The 21,051-nt window shown below is 41.3% G+C and carries 5 protein-coding genes; 1 reads left to right on the forward strand and 4 read right to left on the reverse strand.

The features are described 5' to 3' along the window. Positions 1–41: 41 nt before the first annotated feature. From ACKWCD_RS00635 to ACKWCD_RS00645, 3 genes are read right to left on the reverse strand one after another with little or no spacing between them, the layout of a single operon-like run. Entirely contained in the window at positions 42–1,982 is a 1,941-nt protein-coding gene (locus ACKWCD_RS00635) for an OmpA family protein (protein ID WP_413981985.1), read from the reverse strand. A 13-nt stretch (positions 1,983–1,995) separates the two neighbouring features. After that, positions 1,996–2,934 (reverse strand): PorP/SprF family type IX secretion system membrane protein, encoded by a 939-nt coding sequence (locus ACKWCD_RS00640; RefSeq protein ID WP_413981986.1) that lies wholly within the window; start codon positions 2,932–2,934, stop codon positions 1,996–1,998. A 27-nt stretch (positions 2,935–2,961) separates the two neighbouring features. Continuing rightward, the gene (locus ACKWCD_RS00645; protein ID WP_413981987.1) at positions 2,962–16,854 is read right to left on the reverse strand and encodes a CshA/CshB family fibrillar adhesin-related protein; all 13,893 of its coding nucleotides are present in this window, start codon (positions 16,852–16,854) and stop codon (positions 2,962–2,964) included. 997 nt (positions 16,855–17,851) lie between these two features. On the opposite strand from ACKWCD_RS00645, the gene ACKWCD_RS00650 reads away from it, so the two are divergent. Next, complete coding sequence (locus ACKWCD_RS00650; protein WP_413981988.1) at positions 17,852–19,915, forward strand: thioredoxin domain-containing protein; 2,064 nt, start codon at positions 17,852–17,854, stop codon at positions 19,913–19,915. Between the two features lie 40 nt (positions 19,916–19,955). Here ACKWCD_RS00650 and ACKWCD_RS00655 read toward each other — a convergent pair whose 3' ends face one another. Then, positions 19,956–20,834, reverse strand: coding sequence for a phytanoyl-CoA dioxygenase family protein (locus ACKWCD_RS00655; RefSeq protein ID WP_413981989.1), 879 nt, complete (start codon positions 20,832–20,834; stop codon positions 19,956–19,958). Between the last annotated feature and the right edge of the window lie 217 nt (positions 20,835–21,051).

The following is a 21,051-nucleotide window of genomic DNA, read 5'->3' on the forward strand; positions in this document are numbered from 1 at the left end:
GGCCTAAAGCCCTCTTTTATTTAAGTTCATATCATCTGTATTTAATCAACTACTATAAATTCAGATCTTCGGTTTAGTTGATGTTTTTCTTTAGAACAAGGAACGCCATTACCACAGTCGTTTGTGAGTTGGGTTTCTCCATATCCATCACCTGTAATTCGAGATTTATCAATGCCTTGAGCTACTAGATATGCGATAGTGGATTTTGCTCTTCGGTCAGATAGCGCTATGTTGTAATTGTCATTTGCTCGACTATCCGTGTGTGAGCGCACATCTACTTTTGCACTAGGATACCGTCTCATATAAGCGAGTACTTTCTCTAAAATAACCCTAGCATCCGCACGTATAAATGATTTGTCAAAATCGAAGTAGATAGGCTCAAGTTTTAGATACTTGGCTAGATCAGTACCTGTTGGTGCTTCTTCTATCTGAGATAATAATAGTTCAATGCGCTCAACAGGCGATCCATTTTTATTTTCAAAATTCGCCATGCCTTTTTCATAGGTCGCTTTCTCACCAACAACTTGATAATTTCCTTCGTTGCACTTTCCTTTTAAGGTAAAAGTTCCATCGTTTTTAGAAAGGGTTTTAGAGATTTTTTGGCCCTTGTCATTGTAAACGACTATGTTAGTGTTAGAAAGCATAGCCCCTGTTTTCTTATCCTTGACAATACCTGCTATATCCTTCAAGCATTCGAAGTCAAGAGGTCTTAACTCAAGAAAAGAGTAAATATCATCACTCCCGCGACCATTGATTCTGTTGGAAGCAAAGTAACCTTGTCTAGTATCGTTGTTTATGATAAGTGAAAAGTCGTCATAGATACTATTAATGGGCTCCCCGAGATTAACAATAGTGCTATTCTCTAGATTCTTAACATCAGTAGCAAAGATGTCCATACCCCCAAGTCCTGGGTGACCATCAGATGCAAAATAAAGAATGTCATCTTCCGTAATAAAAGGAAAAGTCTCCTTGCTTTCAGAATTGATCTTGGGACCTAAATTCACAGGTGTTCCCAAAGAACCGTTCTTACGGATCTCGGCTACCCAAATATCGGACTGCCCCATCGTTCCCGGCATATCGGAGGAGAAATATAACTTGTCCTCGGCCTTATTAAGGGTAGGATGGGCAACAGAATGGTCGTCTGCGTTAAATGGCATTGATTCGAGATTCCCCCATTTGCCATTTTTGAGTGTAGCTCTGTAGATCTGTAACCTACTTACCCCATCATCATCTCTTCTGAATTTCCCGTTTATTCCATTGTTTCTGGTGAAATACACCGTTTTACCATCTTTTGTAAATGCCGTAGATGATTCGTGGAGTTTAGAATTTAATTTTCCCGAAAACGGACCAACATTTGTAAAGTCGTTGTCGCCAGATGGCGTTGCTGTGTATAAATTCAAGAACTCTTTTTTGTTCCAGTTATGTACATTTTTTGAAGTGATACTGGTATCTCTCGCTGTTGAGAATACAATATTTTCGTTATGAAAGGAAGGAGAAAAATCAGACTCCGGCGAGTTTATATCGAGACTATCAATAGTATAACCACCAGAACGCTCATCTATTTTTTTTAGATAATCTCTGTTGCTTGAAAAGTTTCTGCCGCGCTGATCTCCTTGCTTTGCTGAATTTAACCTTGCAATCCACTGGTCTGACTCATCATATTTTTTGATGGTTCTGAGACTTACTGCATAACGATACATATGCTCTTTGTCAATGGCATCTGAACCTTGGTTTGCCAACATTTCATACCATTTTGCCGCTTCTTCATAACTTGCATTGAAGTAATAGGCGTCACCCAGATTTTGATATATTTCAGGAGAAGTATTTCCATTTTCAACTAGCGCTTCATATTGACTAATTGCTTTATAGTAATTATAATCAGCGAAGCTCTTATTTGCTTTTGCTATTTTTCTGTCTTGTGCATTTGCTGAAAACAAAGCGATTACTGAGACAAGGCACAGACGTATTATTTTATTTCTCATTGTGTTGAATTTGTTAAAAGAACCTTGGTGTTATTACTCTGTTTCGTTTATTGAATAGTTCATAGCGTAAGAATATTTCAAATGAACCATCGTTAAAGGCCGTATTACCTAGTTCAGTAATTTCTCTATCGTAACCAAGTCCTAGTAGTAAACCATCAGTGATTTGAAAACCTGCCATGGCACTAAGCGCGGCATCCCAGCGGTAAGCGCCACCTAGAATGAACTTTTCATTGATCAGGAAGTTCGCGGAAAAGTCCGCTTGAAGTGGCGCACCCCGGACTGCCTTGAACAATAAAGCAGGTTTTAATTTCAAGTTCGGGTTCAAGTCAAAAACATACCCCGTAATGAAATAGAGATTGATACGCTCCGTTGCCAAGAACGAGCTCGCGGCACTGGTGTTATCGAAATGCTCGGTTTCTAAAAAATTGGGTATTGAAGCTCCGAAGTAAAAATGCTCAGTATGGTAATAGAGACCAGCCCCGAAATTTGGAGAGAATTTATTGTCAATATTTGGAATCCCGCCAGCACCTTGTTCATCCGTAAAACCTTGAAGTCTTGTGAAATCTAAGTTTAGAAGATGACCGCCAGCCTTAATACCGAAGGATAGTTGCGCTTCGTCAGATACTGGAACGGTATACGAGGCGGCTATATCAAAGTAGGTCTGCTGACTTGTTCCGTTTCCAATTTCGTCATTTACCACTGATAAACCTAATCCTACTCTTTTACCAACGGGGGAGTGAATGTTGAAAGTTTGCGTTTTTGGCGCTCCTTCAAGCCCCACCCATTGCGTACGGTAGAGTCCCGCCATACTTAGAACTCCGCGATTGCCTGCATAAGCGGAGTTTATGGCAAGTGTATTGTACATGTATTGGGTATACTGCGCATCTTGCTGGGCAATTGCCGCCCCAGTTGAGGCGACTATTAGTACAAGTGCTATAAAATATTTCTTCATGATTTTATTTCGTTTAATAGTTATGGTTTACTGATTGATGTATAAATATCCTGACTTCGCTTTGCTGACCCCATTGTCATCATAATTGATTACATAGAAGTACACACCAGCTGGTAAGTTCTCACTTTCGTTGATAACTGCACGTCCGTTGGAGATACCCCTAAAGGTGTTCGTTTCATTATCGTAACCTGTAGCACTGAATACTTTCACGCCCCAACGGTTGAAGATCTCCACCGTATTGTTTGGGAACTGTTCAATGTTCTTAATTCTAAAAGTGTCATTGATACCGTCACCATCAGGGGTCATCAGGTTATTACTGATTTCAACATCACAAGCTGAGCCTGCTGGCGGAGTTCCACCAATGGATTCGCATGGGTCTAGTGGATTTGTATCATCAAGAACCTCTTGACCATCATTGATGCCATCACCATCCGTATCTGGATTATCAGGGTCTGTACCTAATAGTTCTTCCTCCGCATTGGTGAGATTATCCCCATCACAATCGCTTGCTCCAAGGGGAGTACCATTTACATGATCACAATCATTGTCATGTTCTGTACCATCATCCAATTCTTGTCCATTGGTTATTAAATCACCGTCACAGTCGGCCGCATGCCAATCGGCACTTGGGGTTAAGCTTGCATTGGCAATAATTAAATCACAATGATTTTGTGGATCGGTACCATCGGTAATCTCCCGACCGTTCGTTACACCGTCACCATCGCAATCCGCAGCATTCCATGAAGCGCTGGGAGCTACAGTTGCACTGGCAAGTACAAAATCACAAGGATCTTCTGGATCTGTACCGTCTATTTCCTCTTGTGCATTGGTAATTCCGTCCCCATCACAATCAGACATTGTAAAGTTTGGACCAAGCGGTTCGGTAATACTTGCTTCAATAAAGTCACAGGCATTTGTCGGATCTGTTCCATCCATACGTTCTTGTTCATTGGTGACTCCATCTCCATCACAATCAGCAACATTCCATGCGGCTTCTGGCGCTAGAACAATATTGGTATATACTAAATCACATTGGTCTAGTGGGTCTGTACCATCAGTAATTTCTTGTTCTGTTGGAACTCCATCACCGTCATCATCCACATCTTGGAAGTCGTGTTTACCATCTCCATCGGTATCCCTAGGCGTGTAAGTAACATCACCACCATTTGGATCACTCTGTACAACATCAGGAATTCCATCCGAGCCGACAGGCCCATCTATTCTTCCGTTTCCATCAGGATCAGTTATACCGTGACCAGCTTCATCAATATCATTGATTCCATCACCATCGGCATCTGTATCTAAACGATCTACAATTCCGTCACCATCGGTGTCTAAGAAATCAAATCCGTTTTGCTCTTCGATATCGGTAATACCATCATTATCATCATCTAAATCCTCATTATTCGGAATTCCATCTTCATCAGAATCCAGTTGAATAACTGTCGGATCATCTGGATCACCATCTGCATCGCCATCAACATCATCTGGGTTATTCGGATCATCAGAAATATCAATCACTGGATTATCTTCGGGATCTCTAGATGTTACCATGGCAACATTCGTGAAGCTTTCTGCATTCATATCATTTTGCGTAATGGTATAAGTAGCAACTATAGTTGCAGTTGTTCCTGGAGCCAAAGTTGCAAGGGGTGAGCCAGATGTAATCGTGGCATTGTTATCCGTAACCACTACATTTGTTAGCGTAGTATTACCTGTATTGGTTACCAACATGTTATAAGTAATCACATCTCCAACATTAGCAAATGATCTCGGAGTTGCCTCTTTTGTCAATGAGATACTCGATTGTTGTGGTGCATCCAATACCGTTGGGTCGTCTGGTTCACCATCATTATTATTGTCTGTGTCTAACGGTTCATTCGGATCATCAGAATCATCTTTAACCTCCATATCGTTACCATCTTTACCGCTTACTGTTGCAAGGTTTGAAACCTCTCCCGCATCAATATCTGCTTGAGTAATAGCGTAAGTTGCAGTGAAAGTGGTATTATCCATATCCCCTGGAAGCATTGATGCAATTGGTCCACCAGAAACGGCAACTATAGGATCATCAATACTGACGTCAGTCAGGGTAATGTTTCCAGTATTTTCAACTCTGAAGGTATAGCTCATCGTTTCTCCCACTTGTGCTAAGCCATCATTGTTTTCATCATTGAACGTACCGACTTTCTCCAAGCTAATCTCCGGATTTGCGGGTAGATCCGTAACCGTTGGGTCATCGGGATCTCCATCTCCATTTCTATCGATATTATCTGGATTGTCTGGGTCATCAGAGAAATCACTAACGCCCATAATAGGTCCGCCAATATTATCAGTACCTGTCACCTGAGCTTGATTTTCTATAGTACCAGCTTCCACATCAGCTTGCGTCAGCGTATAGGTACCTGTGAAAGTGGTATCATCAAATTGAGCTGGATCGAGGTCAATTGGTCCGCCAGAAACCGTAATCAATGGGTCAGTAATTGCAATACCAGTAATGGTTACATTACCTGTATTTCGTACATCGAAACTATAAGTTATGGTTTCACCTGCGTCAGCAAAAGTATCTCCGTTTTCATCGTTAAACATTGCTGTTTTGAACAGGAATAACTCCGGATTAGTTTCAATTTTCACAACCGTATTATCTTCCGGGTCAACCGTAGTTGGATCATCAGAAGTGTCCGTGACGTCTAAATTATCAGGGTCTTTACTTGTAACGGTTGCCGTATTAACTACTTCTTCTGCATTGATATCAGCAAGCGTCAAAGGATAGCTTGCCGAGAAGGTCGTATTATCGCTTTCATCTGGAGCAAGTGTAATCGGTCCACCGGTTACTGTTACTTTTGGATCATTTATTGTAATTCCTGTTAAGGTTACATTACCTACATTTCGAACATCGAAAATATATCCAATCGTTTCACCAATTTGTCCGAAGCCATCTGTGTTGGTATCTACAAAGGCACCAGTCTTGAAGATTTCGATTTTCGCATTTTTCAGCAATGGAATAACCGTATCATCATCAGGGTCGCCATCTGCGTTATCATCGGCATCGGTAGTATCATTTGGATCATCAGAATTATCTGTGATATCTACATTGTTCGGATCTTTACCTGTAACCACGGCTGCATTGGTAATGCTTCCATTATCAATATCAGCTTGAGTCAAAGTGTAAAGCGCAAAGAATGTGTTGGTATTTACAACTCCAGGTTCGATATCCAGTGGCCCACCTGACACGGTGACCAAAGGATCATTTAATGTAACTCCAGTTAGGGTCACGTTACCCGTATTTTCAACGGTAAAGCTATATCTGATTTTTTCTCCAGCATTCGGGAATCCGTCAGCATTATCATCTTCCAATACACCTGTTTTTAATAGGGAGATCGAAGGTTCTTGAGTAAAATCTTGAACCGTTGGGTCATCAGGATTACCATCACTATCGGGATCAACATCCGTAGCATTTGTTGGGTCATCGGAATCATCTGTGATATCTGTTCCACCAGGATCTTTACCAGTTGCAACTGCTGTATTGGTAAAGCTTCCGTTATCGATGTCCTCTTGCTTGATTACATAGCTGGCTGTATAGGTCGCATTGTCTACTGCACCAGCAGCCAAATTAATCGTTGTAGCGGGAGTAACTGTTGCTAGAAGGTCAGTTACGATTACATCCGTAAGGTCAACGGTTCCTATATTGGTAACAACAAAAGTATAGTTGATCGTATCACCCACATCATCGCGACCACTGCCATTCGTGTCAACTAAGGTGGCGGTTTTGGTAATTGAAATATCCGCACATGGGTTAACTGCTTTATCTACATAATCAGCTGTTCCTGCATTTGTTTCGGTAGGAGCGAGGTAGCCTGTACCAGAGGTAACAAGACCATTGTCATCAACTGTTAGTGGTACATCACCTAGTTGCCCATCATCATTATCATCGGCAAAACCAGCTTCTAAAGCATCTGAACAACCATCTCCATCACTATCCGCATTTAAGTAATCGGAAGAGTTATTGTTTCCTGTATCCCTTGGATTCATGACCCCTGTTCCTGAGCTTGTTGGAATACCATTAGTTGTGGTATTGTCCGCGTTATCGTCGTCGTCGTCAGCTCTTCCATCATCGTTTGCATCTGTTCCTCCAGATTCGATAACGTCGTAAATTCCATCATTATCAGCATCCAAGTCTAAATGATTTGGTACGCCATCTCCATCGAAATCATATACATCCGGAATTCCATCTCCATTGGTATCTGTATAATCGGTGGTGGTAGAATCTCCTCCATCACCATCATCCGTAGTATCTTGCCAGTTGGGTATACCATCACCATCTTCATCGCCTGTTGTATTGTTTCCTTTGGATTCTACGATATCTAAAATACCATCGTTATCATCATCCAAATCAATACTATCTACCACACCATCCATATCCGTATCAGGGTCACAAATGGAACCTGGTCCTCCATCGAGAAGGGCAACAACTGCACCTGTATTATAAGCCGCACCAGCAACTAATCCTGTAGCGCCAACTGCTGGAGTTCCTATTCCAAATACACCATCATCACGACCATCAATTAACAATCCGTCGTAGGCTTCGTTTGCATCTGAACATCCGTCAGCATCGCTATCGAGGTCCAAGAAATTCGGAATATCGTCAGTATCAGGGTCATCTTCTGGATAGCTGTTCGGTTTCCCGTCATTATCTGTATCTGCTCCTGTTTTTATTAAACTATTTGCACTATTTGTACCATCGGTATCTGTGCCTACCGTTAATACATTTGTCGGATCACCATCAACTGTGTCATTAAAACCATCGCCATCTGCGTCAACGTAATTGTCTGCAATTCCATCGTTATCTGCATCGGTTCCACCAACTTCAATTACATCATATACACCGTCATTGTCAGCATCTAAATCAAGGTGATTTAGTACACCGTCTCCATCAGTATCTCCTTCGGGATAACTGTTCGGTTTTCCATCATTATCGGAATCCGCACCTGTTTTCAATAATGCATTACCGCTATTTGCACCGGGAGTATCGGTTCCAACAGCTAAAGCATTGGTTGGGTCTCCGTCAACAACATCATTGAATCCGTCGTTATCGGCATCTACAAAATTATCTGCTCTACCGTCACCATTGGTATCAGTTCCACCAACTTCTACGACATCGGGAATACCATCATTATCAGCATCCAAGTCAAAGAAATCTGGAACTCCATCTCCATCAGAATCTCCTTTTGGATAGCTATTCGGGTTTCCATCACCATCAGTATCAGGACCCGTTGGTACTAAAGCGTTCGGTGTATTTTCGGGAGTACCGTCATTACCGACATCACCGTCGAGAACATCATTGAATCCGTCACCATCGGTGTCCACAAAATTATCTGCTTTGCCGTCACCATTGACATCAGTTCCACCAGCTTCTACCACGTCTGGAATTCCGTCATTATCAGAATCCAAATCTTGAGAATCAGGAATACCATCCTTGTCTTTGTCGACCAGAACATCAGAAGTTCCGTCGCCATCACTATCCAATAAGGAAGATGTTGAATTTGTACGTAAACAGGCTGGTTGTGTAGCACAAGGTGTTGTGCCAGTTGGCCCATCGGTATCATCATTATCGACTGAGTCAACAAGTCCGTCTCCGTCAGTATCCGTTGTATCGTCTAATTTTCCATCTCCATCAATATCTACTCCACCAACTTCCACAACATCAGGAATACCATCGTTATCAGAATCAAGATCAAAATGATTTGGAATTCCATCACCATCAGTATCCATGCTAGCGCATGCACCATTGACTAATCCACCACAGTTAGGGAAATCTGGGTCAGAGTGATTTGGAATCCCGTCACCATCCAAATCCATTCCTGGATCTGGTAATCCCATGGTAGCACAATCCCATCCGTTTACACCTTGGAAATTGGCTGCACAGAAATCTGGGTCTTCGTAATCAGGAATTCCGTCATTATCACTATCACCTCCATATACTTCAACTACATCAGGTATACCATCGTTATCATCGTCAAGGTCAATAATATCTGGTACGCCATCATTGTCATTATCATTACAAGCTGAGGTATTGCTGGCATCTGTAACTGCCGTTGAAGTGGCTTGACCAGTTCCTGCCACGGTAGGAATACCATTTGCATCGACCACATCACCTAAGCTATTATCAGCATCAAGGTTTGATGGGGTAAACATGCCTCCTGCTTCGACTGCATCATAACAGCCATCACCATCGCTATCAACATCTAAGAAGTTAGGTATGTCATCTGTATCTGGGTCATCTTCAGGATAACTATTAGGTTTACCATCATTATCAGTATCTGCACCAGTTTTGATTAGCGCATTTCCGCTATTTGCACCTGGTGTATCTGTACCTACGGCTAAGACATTTGTTGGGTCACCATCGACCGTATCATTAAATCCATCACCATCTGCGTCTACAAAATTATCTGCGATTCCGTCACCATCACCATCGGTTCCACCAACTTCTATTACGTCAAGAATACCGTCATTATCTGAATCTAAATCAAGGTAATTCAGAACTCCGTCTCCGTCGTTATCTCCTTTAGGATAAGAATTCGGTTTTCCATCACCATCGGTATCAGGACCCGTTGGTACTAAAGCGTTAGGTGTATTTTCAGGCGTACCGTCATTACCGACATCTCCGTCGACAACATCATTAAATCCATCACCATCCGTATCTACGAAATTATCTGCTTTACCATCTCCATTGGCATCAGTTCCGCCAGCTTCAACAACATCAGGAATACCATCATTGTCAGAGTCTAAATCTTGTGAATCAGGAATACCATCGTTGTCTTTGTCAACAATAACGTCTGAACTACCGTCACCATCACTGTCTAATAAAGAGGATGTAGAATTGGTACCCAAACAAGTTGGTTGATCAGCACAAGGAGTTGCGCCTGTTGGCCCGTCCGTGTTATCATTATCAACTAAGTCAACAAGTCCGTCACCATCAGTGTCCGTTGTGTCGTCTAATTTTCCATCGCCGTCAGTATCGACTCCACCAACTTCTACGACATCAGGAATGCCATCATTGTCAGAATCAAGGTCAAAGTGATTTGGAATGCCATCGCCATCTGAATCCATACTAGCACAAACACCATTTACGATTCCTCCACAAGTTGGGAAATCAGGATCCATTGAATTCGGAATTCCATCGCCATCAAGGTCAGCTTCAGGGTCAGGTAATCCCATCGTCGCGCAATCCCATCCGTTTACACCTTCGAAATTAGCTGCACAGAAATCTGGGTCCTCGTAGTCTGGAATACCATCATTATCGCTATCGCCACCATAGATTTCCACAACATCAGGAATACCATCGTTATCATCGTCTAAATCCTCATTATCAGGAATGCCATCTTGATCATTGTCAGGATTACATACTGAAACTCGTGCACCATCGGTTACTGCTGCGACGTCTCCTGTGTTGTAGGAGGCAGCTGTTACCAGTCCGTTCGCATCCACAGCTGGGGTGCCAGTACCGAATTCACCACCGTCACCTCCATCTTGTGTCTTGCTGTTATACGCCTCATTAGCATCAGAACATCCATCACCATCACTATCTAAAGTAATGTAGTCAAGACTGTTGTCTCCAAGGGTATCTCTTGGGTCGTTTCCTGCCCCACCATTTGCTCCGGAAGGAACACCGTTTGTAGCTAGGTTGTTTACATTGTTGTCATTATCATCATGACGACCATCACCATCGGTATCGGTACCACCGGCTTCAATAACGTCATGAATTCCATCGTTATCAGAATCAAGGTCAAAGCAATTCGCAATGCCATCGCCATCAGTATCAATAATTGGAACCAAAGAAATATCATCAATGGCAAAGTCGTTTCCGATTCCTCCACCTGTATTATTTTCTACGGATAAGACCAATGTAGCTTCCGTTGCGATAAATTTAAAGGCAGCCTTTTTCCAAGTACCGTCATTGAGAATGTCTCCGGAATCAAATCGAGCTACTTCAACTCCTCCAGCAGTTTTAACCATCAAGGTTACGTTACAAGGTATCGGCGCTTGGCCAAACAGTAAGGATGGACCATTCGGTTGATATGCTGGATTAATTAAATTCAATAGGAAAGCTGAATACTCATATTCTTGCCCTACTACCGCATTATTAATGGTTTCTTCATAGAATGTACCTGGACTACCATCTGCGTTGAACATGGCAAAATAGCCTATCTCACCTGGTGCTTCTGGAGTATTATCCTCAGTGTCTAACCAGAAATTTTCAGCAGGTTGACCAGCAGCATAAGAGAACCCTTGGGTGTTCGTCACAATGGCATACCCTCCGTCAGCAGGTCTAGGTGCATCATAGGTATAGGTAGTTGTTGCCGGAGCAGCAAATGGAATGGTATAGGTATTAAAAGCATCTGGATTACCACCACCATTTCCAGGTCCGTTGAAAATCGGGTCAATACGTGTGTCTACTGTACCAAATGATCCAGAAGTTAAAAGGTTACTGGACAAGGCACTTCCACCTGGACATTCGACCGTATCTAAAATACCATCGTTATCATCATCTAAATCTACATTGTCAGGAACACCATCCATATCGGAATCATCACAGGCATCTGCTATTCCGTCACCATCACTATCCGGTCCTTCTGTGCTTACATCAATAGTAGTTGCTTGACCAGCTCCTGCAACAGTAGGTACTCCATAAGAAGCACTTGTAGGGTCAGTTTCAACCACATCACCAAGGCTATTATCAGCATCTAAATTAGCTGCAAAAAATGACCCTGCCGCTTCAACAGCGTCAGCACAACCATCGTTGTCACTATCGGTATCAAGATCATCACCGATACCATCGCCGTCTGAATCAAGACCTTTAATGATTGTATAGTCTAAATCGGTAAATTGGTTAACCGCACATATATCAAATACCAACGAAAAGAAGTTCGTATTGTCTGTAGTCGTTACATTATTTCCTGTTGTGGAGAAGCTAAAGCTATTGATGTTGAAGTAAGAGAAATACGCTGCAATATCGGTGTCAAGAACAACACCAGGCCTTGTTACTTGAGGCCCTTGGAAAGTTACATCTCCAGCAGCTGTTCTGTTTACTTCTAGTGCAGTTATTTCTTCTACAGCGTAGAAACCAGGGTTGCTTAAAGTAATACTTTCGTTTGCATTGGCACCATCGATATCATAGAATATCCCTCCGAATCTATCTAGTGGAATTACCAGATCCGTATTGGAAATTTTAAATTCGATATTGAATTCCATTGTAGCAGATTGCCCTGCGGGAACGTCATATTCCGCTTGCCATGCTGCTGCATCTCCGGTACCATCATTATCAATTGTAAATGTCGTGATGTTAGCATCAGCTGCGGTAATGGTAATAATCGCATCCAATGGAATATTATCAATCGTAATTACATCGCTGAATCTGTATTCATCACCTACAAAAGGAGCGCCGGGTGCTCCTGCGGTTTGTACCACATTGGCTGCATCAAAATTGGCTGCGGGGAAAGTACAACTTGCTGCTACTGCGGGATTGAACCCAAGCGATTCTTCCGTATCTAGAATTCCATCATTATCATCGTCTAAATCTTCGAAATCTTTAATACCGTCTCCATCAGCATCTGGGCGGTCATCTACCGTATCACAGGTGTCAACAATTCCATCAAAATCAAGATCTTCACCAGTTGCTGTAACATTAGGATTTACTGTTGTAGCATAGGTTAATCCCGCTATCGTTCCGTCGGGGTTAACATCCCCAGTACCGATTACACCGCCATGAGTACCGTCACCATTGGTATCAATTTGATTGGCACCGGCAAAAGCAGTACCATATTGTTCATTGGCATCTGCACAACCATCACCGTCGCTGTCAGTATCCTTACTATTTGGAATGTCATCATTGTCAAAATCCGCACTTTCGGTACAACTATTTGAATTTAAAATGAAATCGTCAAACGTTATTTTGTTATCGGCTTCTGACGCTGCTCCGTAGAAATAAATACGGACTTCATAGCTGCTGTTCTGACTTAAAAAGTAGGGGTTGGTGAATGGTACAAAACTGAATCCGTCTCCGGTCGAAGATGGGTTAAAGCCACTGATAAGCACTTCCCCTGGCGTTGCGAAACCGTCATCTGAAATTATAAAGGCTAGTTGATGATTAAATTCCAAGAATGGCGAAACGGACAGTCTTGGTCTGGAATTTTCTGAAAATTGCGATAATTTTTGACCAGGCACAGATGTGTCGGTATCAAAAGTAAAACTTACATAATCATTACCTGTAATTGCTTCTGGTAGTGTAAACCCGGTTACATCACCAAATTGAAATACCGTTTCTGTCCCATTGTGCAAGTTGGTCAAACCACTACCGACCATAAGTTGCGAGGGATTTACAATCATATTTGTGCCCGCCGCAGGTGCAGCGTTTTGATTGTCAAAATTTCCCGCTGGACTATTTCCATTATAGTGTGGGTAACCTATAAAGGTGCCACAAGAAGGGTCTTCAGCAGTATCTAAAATACCGTCATTATCGTCATCTAAATCAACGACATCGGGTATGCCATCCATATCTGAATCTGGGCGATCATCAGTGACATCGCACGCGTCGGCAATGCCATCTGCATCTAAATCTGGTCCTACGGTGGTTACGTCTGTAGAATTTGCCTGTCCAGCTCCTGCAACGGTTGGTACTCCATAGGAAGCACTAGCTGGGTCTGTATCCACAGTATCTCCTAGGCTATTATCACCGTCCAAATTAGCAGTGTTAAACGCGCCAGCTGCCTCAACAGCATCAGCACAACCGTCACCATCACTATCGGTATCTAAATAATCAGGGGTTCCATCACTATCAGTATCTTCACAAACCGTGTTTACCAGCCAACCAATGGTCATTCGCTGTATTCCTGCGGCTTGTTGTTCATACGTCAGTTGGGTAATACTTTTTGAAAGTAAAAGCGGGGAAGTACGGTCCGCGGCTCCGCCTTGCGCCGTATTGGTATATTGTAATGAATTTTCGCAAACCCCACCATCGGTAATAACATAAGTTACTGGGGTAGGCCCTAAATCTTCAAGCAATTCCCAACCACCACCATTTGTAGTATATCTTACGAATTCAGCTCCATTGGTTGCTGCTTCACCTTCTGCGGCAATAATATCGGCGTCAATGGAATTACCAGCTGCATCTACGGCAGAGAAACTTAGTACATAGGTATGATTTCCATTTTGTGTGAAGGCAATATTGTCTTGAATGGAGGGATCCATCAAATAACCGCTTCCGGCTAATGACCCATTTTGATAATATGCTGCATTTGTGGCAGGTGGATTGGTGACTGAAACCACAGTGATGGTAAGTACGTTCCCCTCTAAATCGGTTACGGTTTGTACATCACCAGCATTTGCCCTATTATCAGCAAAATCGGCGTCGTTGAAAGCAATCCATTGAATAACATCGGAAAATTTACCACCTACACTTGTACTATTTACGGTAGCATTACATTCATCGGTATCTAAGATTCCATCGTTGTCGTCATCCAAATCAACAACATCTTTAACTCCATCGCCATCATTGTCTGGGCGGTCGTCGGTATCATCGCAGGCATCTGCAATACCGTCGCCATCTAAATCAGGACCAATTGTAATTACATCTTTGAAAGTAGCCTGACCAGTTCCGGCCGATGTTGGTACCCCATAGGTTGGACTCGTTGGGTCAGAGTCGACAGCACTGTCTAATCGACTGTTAGCATTTAAATCAGCCGTGGTAAAAGTACCTGCTGCTTCTACGGCATCAGGACAGCCGTCACCGTCGCTGTCTGTTTCTTGGCAATCAGGTACACCATCGTTATCAGAGTCTGTATTTTCAAAAACGATAAGCTCGTTTAGGTTTATGATTCCAATAGTTCCTGTTGCCGAATCAAGATTATTACCAGACAATTGAATTCTTACATAGCGCCCTATCACCGCATTTGTATTAATTTGAATAAGATCTGTTCCTGCTACAGTTTGTACTGGAATTTGATTTTCGAAATTAGCATTAGCGCGAGCACCAGCTAAATCGGTTGCATCTGTGGGAAATGGGTTGTTCGAAATTAAAACATAGGCATTCGAAATGCGATCCCCTTGACCTGGTCGATTCACTATTTCTAATCGACTAATGTTTGCTTCACGACCGAAATCCACATCAACATATTCTGTGGCAGTAGGAGGATTGTCACTCGCGTGGAAAAGGGTATTCGTATCACCGTCAATTAAATTGTTAGCAACGAAAGCTCCCAGAGTACTACTTGACACTGCTATACCTTCAGCGGTTATATCAATACCAGGACATTCTATACTATCTAGAATTCCATCATTATCATCGTCTAAATCGACCCTATCTACAATTCCATCCATGTCTGAGTCAATATCTATAGCAATGGTAGCAGCAGTTGCTGAACCTTCCGCCCCGAGCTCATTTGTAACATTAACCGTAAAATTGCGGTTTATTCGGCTTGAACCAGAAGTTGAAAAAGTGACTTGTTGTAATGCATTTTCAAAAGTAGTTTCTATTTGAGGTACTGTTATCGCTTCTAGGACTAATTCGGTTGCAGTTTGTGATTGTACCTGAACACCGGGTGGTAGAGAAGCGGTATTCACATTCAATTGATCCCCGGTTTGAGGGTTGGTCAATTGAATACGCATTTCTTGGATGTCACCTACTACATTAAATATTTTGGTGTCTGTATCTGCAATATTAATGGGGTTGCCTCCTAAAAGGTAAGTCGTGAAGTATGAATTATCTGTGGCCCCAGAGGAGTCATCAAGATCCAAATCAATAGAGGTGCTACTGCCGAAAGCTAAATTATAGTCGAAGGTAATCGGAGCATTAATAGCACCTAAGGTAAATTGAATCCCTAGACCATTATCCGTTGTTGCATTCGTATCCCATGTATTGATTATGTCATTTCCTCCTAGTATTCCTGTTCCCGTAGCCGTGCCAAAAGTAAGATTTACACCATAAAGGTTGGACTCATTGTAGGTTCCTGAGTACCAATGATCAAATTCAAGACTCCCAAATGATTCCGAGAAGGCCACAAAAGAATCATTGGGTCCACCAGGATCTTTGCGAACACCAACTAAAGAGATATTACCTGTGGTATTGTTTGTTGTAGCCAAATTTTGAGGTAAAGAAAAGGCTGGTCCGTTGTCTCCACCCGATAAGAAAGTATCTAAGGTATGATAGAACTTAACAATTTGCGCGTTTGAAGTAGGTGGAGTCAAGGTGACAGAATGATTGAAGTAATCGTTTGGTGCTACGTAACTGATCGTTGTAACCAGTCGAAAATCTTGTGTGGCGTTGTATGCGCCTGCACCATCGACATTGTAAAACATATCAGTAATTACCTGATAAGGATCGTCGGAACTACCAGATCCCGAGAGGGTTTGATTCGATTCGGTCCAGGCTGCATTTACAATTGTACCAGCTGCTTGATTTGCTTGCTCAAGAAAACCCCGAGCATTTGTAGCGGGACCAACAACCTGATTCCCTACAGCCATGAAGATTCCATTAAATAGAGCAGGGTTATCATCGTTTAAAGTCGGCTCATATAATTGATTGACCCCTTTAAAAAGTACCTGAACTTGCCCATTTTGTATTACCGAGATCTGCATACCATCAGAACCATCAGTTTGAGTGCCTCCTCCCAGGTTAATCACTGTACTGGCAAAAACTGGAGGAGAAGAAACCGCTTTCTTACTTATTTTAGTTTTTGAAAGGAGATCCTTAGTTTTAATGAAAGAAGGTTTCCAAATTGAATTGTGAACATTTTCTTTTTTTACTTTGTTTTCAATGGAGGAGTGAGTATCACCGGAGACTTTGGTTTCCAAGTCCATATAGGAATGACCCTGTTGTAACAGTGAAATTGCAGCGGTGCAAAGAAGAAGTATTACTCTTTTCATATTAGGTATAGGTTTGTTGGTATTTGAAATAAAAATCGATAATAAAACGCAATAACTTACATTTGAATAAGAATATTCCTACAATTGTTGTGAAGCAAACAATTATTGTTGTGAAATCATCGATAAACGGAGTTGAAGTTTCGATGAAGTGCTTGCCACGACCCTTGCCCCAACCCTGAAGGGAGGGGTCGAGTTCGGTGTTCCTTTGCCCCGGCCCTAAAGGGTGACTTTTCAACTGGAGATTTTGGTTTCTTTTTTTGGCATCCCTTCAGGGAGCGAGGGTAGGCGGGCTTAAGGATAGAGGACGGGGTGATTTAACGATTTAGCATTGCACAAAAAAAGCGCCGTATTCTCCCAAATACGACGCCCAGATCAAGTAGAACACTCGACCCTCTATAGGCCGCCAGAGTGAGTCTCACAACACTAAGACGGTTACCATAGTTTGTAAGATGAGAAAAGAGGGCTATTGCCCCCTTTTCTTTTGAAATTCGTGTCCCTTCGAATTTCACCTATTCAACCAAATTAAACTCTAGTTAACCAAAGTGTGGTTAACAGTGTTTATAACCAAAGTTCAAACATAAGAATATTCTTACATAAAATGAAATGAATTGTTGTGAATTCCTACAAATATGTTGTGTAAATACGTATAGCTGTTATTTAAAGAAAATATTTATTGTTGAAAATTTTGGTTTGTTCTTTTTTCGTCTTTCTAGTTGGTCCCCTCTCTTAAATCCTCTCCGCCGAAGGTGAAAGGACTTCGTGCTGGGGTATTGTAGGCCCCGGCCCTAAAGGGTGACTTTGTGACTTGGGATTATGGTAGTTTTTAGAAAAGGTTTTTATTATTAGGGCATCCCTTCAGGGATTGAGGGCAATGCAATGATGAAGCACTTTCTTTTTTGGTTTTATACCATTGTAGTACTTTAGTGCCTTATTGAAAGATGCATAGTTTATGAAGGGTACGAAACGGTTTCAATTTTGCTCGCTAATATTGGTTTTTGTGGTTTTATGTCTTATCTCTTCTTGTAAAGAGAATGGAAAACAAGATACAAATCATGCCTACACGAACGACCTGATTCATGAGACGAGTCCTTATTTATTGCAGCATGCCCATAACCCCGTTAATTGGCAAGCCTGGAATGATGATGTTCTAGAGGAAGCGAAAAAAACGAATAAGCTTATTTTAATTAGTATCGGCTATTCTTCCTGCCACTGGTGTCATGTAATGGAGCGGGAAACTTTTGAAGATAAAGAAGTTGCAAAATTGATGAATGAGAATTTCATCAATATAAAAGTAGATCGCGAGGAACGTCCTGATATCGATCAGGTATACCAAACAGCTGCGCAGTTGCAAGGTCAGAATGGGGGTTGGCCTTTGAATGCTATAAGTTTGCCCAATGGAAAACCTTTGTATTTGGGTACCTACCATACCAAAGAACAATGGATGGAAGTCTTAACTAATGTGAACAAGCAATTTTCTGATGACCCGCAAAAAGCAGCTGAATATGCAGATAGGCTCGCGGCTGGCATTGAAGAGACGAACGTATTCACGCCTTCTTCCGAATTTGAAAAATTAACAAAGGAGACTTTGCAATCGGGCGTCGATTCTTGGAAAGAAAACTGGGATTCGGTGCTTGGCGGTGATAAAAGTCAACAGAAATTCCCGGTGCCAAATAGCCTTGATTTTCTGTTGGATTATGCGGTAGTAACCAATGATCAAGAAGTGCTGACTCACGTTAAAAACACTTTGGATCAAATGACCAATGGGGGTATCTATGATCACTTGGGCGGCGGCTTTTTTCGATATAGCACCGATCCACAATGGAAAGTACCTCATTTTGAAAAAATGCTTTATGATAATGCACAATTAATTGGGCTGTATTCAAAAGCCTTCAAAGTTTTCAATGAACCTATATATAAAGATGTAGTTTTTGAAACTATTGCTTTCTTGAATCGTGAAATGAAAAATCCACAAGGAGGATATTATGCTGCACTAGATGCGGATAGCGAAGGTGAAGAGGGTAAGTTTTACATTTGGAAGAAAGCTGAATTGCAAGCAGTTTTGGGTGACGATTTTACTTTATTCAGTGCTTATTATAATATTGAACCGAGTAATGTTTGGGAAAATGACTCTTATATACTTTATAAAAATGGCTCAGACGAAGCGTTTGTAAAGGGGCATCAAATCAGTAAAGAAGAACTAATTCAAAAAAAGAACCTTTGGAAGGTGGCTTTAATGAAAGCAAGAGATGCTAGAATTCGGCCAAATACTGATGACAAAGTACTAAGTTCATGGAATTCACTTTTGATCAGTGGTCTTGTTGAAGCATACGCTGCTTTTGGAGAAAAAGAATTTTTAAATCAGGCGATTTCCATTTATGATTTTATACAGGAAAAGAGCTATAATAATGGTCAACTTAAACATTCGCATAAAGAAGGAAGCAAGGGTACCGAAGGTTTTTTAGAGGATTATGCTTTTTTGTCACAGGCAGCTATCCAGTTATATAAAGTAAGTTTAAATACTTCTTATTTGAATTTTGCGAATTCCTTGACTAAAAAAACACAAGAAGGTTTTTTAGATCCCACTTCGGGTTTGTATCGATTCAATGATAATGAAAACCTTATTTCGAATATTATCAAAACGCATGATGGTGATATTCCTTCACCAAATTCTGTTATGGCCAATAATCTATTTCAATTGGGTCATATTAATTACAATGTTGATTTTTCGAAACAATCGAAGACTATGTTGACTACTTTGTTACCTTATGTAACCGACTATAGTTCAAGTTATGCCAACTGGAGTCATCTTTTGTTGAAAGTATCGCACCCATTTTACGAGATTGCTGTGGTAGGAGAGGATGCTCAAAGTAAAGTAGAGGCCTTACAAAACAAACACATACCTAATACGATAATCATCGGTAGTCAAGATGATAGTGAACTACCACTTTTTGAAGATAGATTTCAAGCAGGTGAAACCTATATTTACGTATGTCAAGATCGTGTTTGTAAATTGCCAGTGAATACAGTAGGTGATGCTATCAAACAGCTAGAGAATTTTTAATACTCCAAATTTTTATAAACGAATTAATAGGGTAGAGTGCTTATGTCCCTCCGAACAATAGCGGAAAAAATTTACCTTCCATTTTGTCGCCTTTTGCAATTGGGGGTACTCCGGAAAGAAGTTCATCATTGGTATTGCTAGCGGTACCATCCGCAAAAACATTTAAGACAAAAGCTCTTCGACTCATTTCAGATTTGTTTTCATACGAACCATGAACCATCAAAGGGTGATGAAAAGTTGCATGTCCTTTTTCCAATTCAATAGCAACAGGATTTTTGAACATTTCTTTTTGTTCTTCGGATAAGTAATTCATTAATCCATTCATATCACCAGCAAGAGAAGGCGCATCCAATAATCCCCATCTATGACTTTTGGGAATATAATGCAAACAGCCATTTTCAATGGAAGCGTCATCAAGGCCTGTCCAGCAAGTCAAATGTTGCATGGCAACGGTCCGTGTCCAATACGAATAGTCTTGATGCCAAGCAACCACACCACCATGTTTTGCAGGTTTGCAGAACAATTGATCATGCCAAAATCGAACGGGTCTTTTCTCTAACAATTGATGAGCAGCCATTATAAATGCGGGATTCCATAATGCATCATGAAATCCTGGGGTAATTCTCCAATGTCCCAATGAATGAAATAGAACGGAGTTGGGATCTTCTGATTCATTGCTATTAAATTCGTAAAACAATTCATGTGCAGGATGTTTAGGATCAATAATTTCCGCTAATTCTGTTTTCAAAGTTTCTATTTGATCTTCGTTCAACATTTTGATTCCAGATAAATAGCCATATTCATGGAAATGGGAAACTTGCTCTTCACTTAATCGGTATAGATCCCATTCTTCCGGAGTTTTTGGAAGTTTGAAAATATTTGAAACCAACTGATGTTTATCTGCTAAATCTTGTATCACAACACTATTTTTAAATGGTTTTAGCGTAATATGGTAAACTTGATTATATCAAGTAAGGTATAAAATCATTTCTAAAAACGGTAAATATTCATTTTTTTGAGTCCATCCAAACGATATATATTTATGATTTTTTCCAAATTTTAATTTGGGAAGGAGCGCCTACCACCAGAATACATCAGACGACTTTACATATTTGTTTTTTTCTTTTTAACTTACA

The organism is Maribacter taeanensis, from assembly GCF_047345145.1.
In the GTDB taxonomy this organism is placed as follows: domain Bacteria; phylum Bacteroidota; class Bacteroidia; order Flavobacteriales; family Flavobacteriaceae; genus Maribacter_C.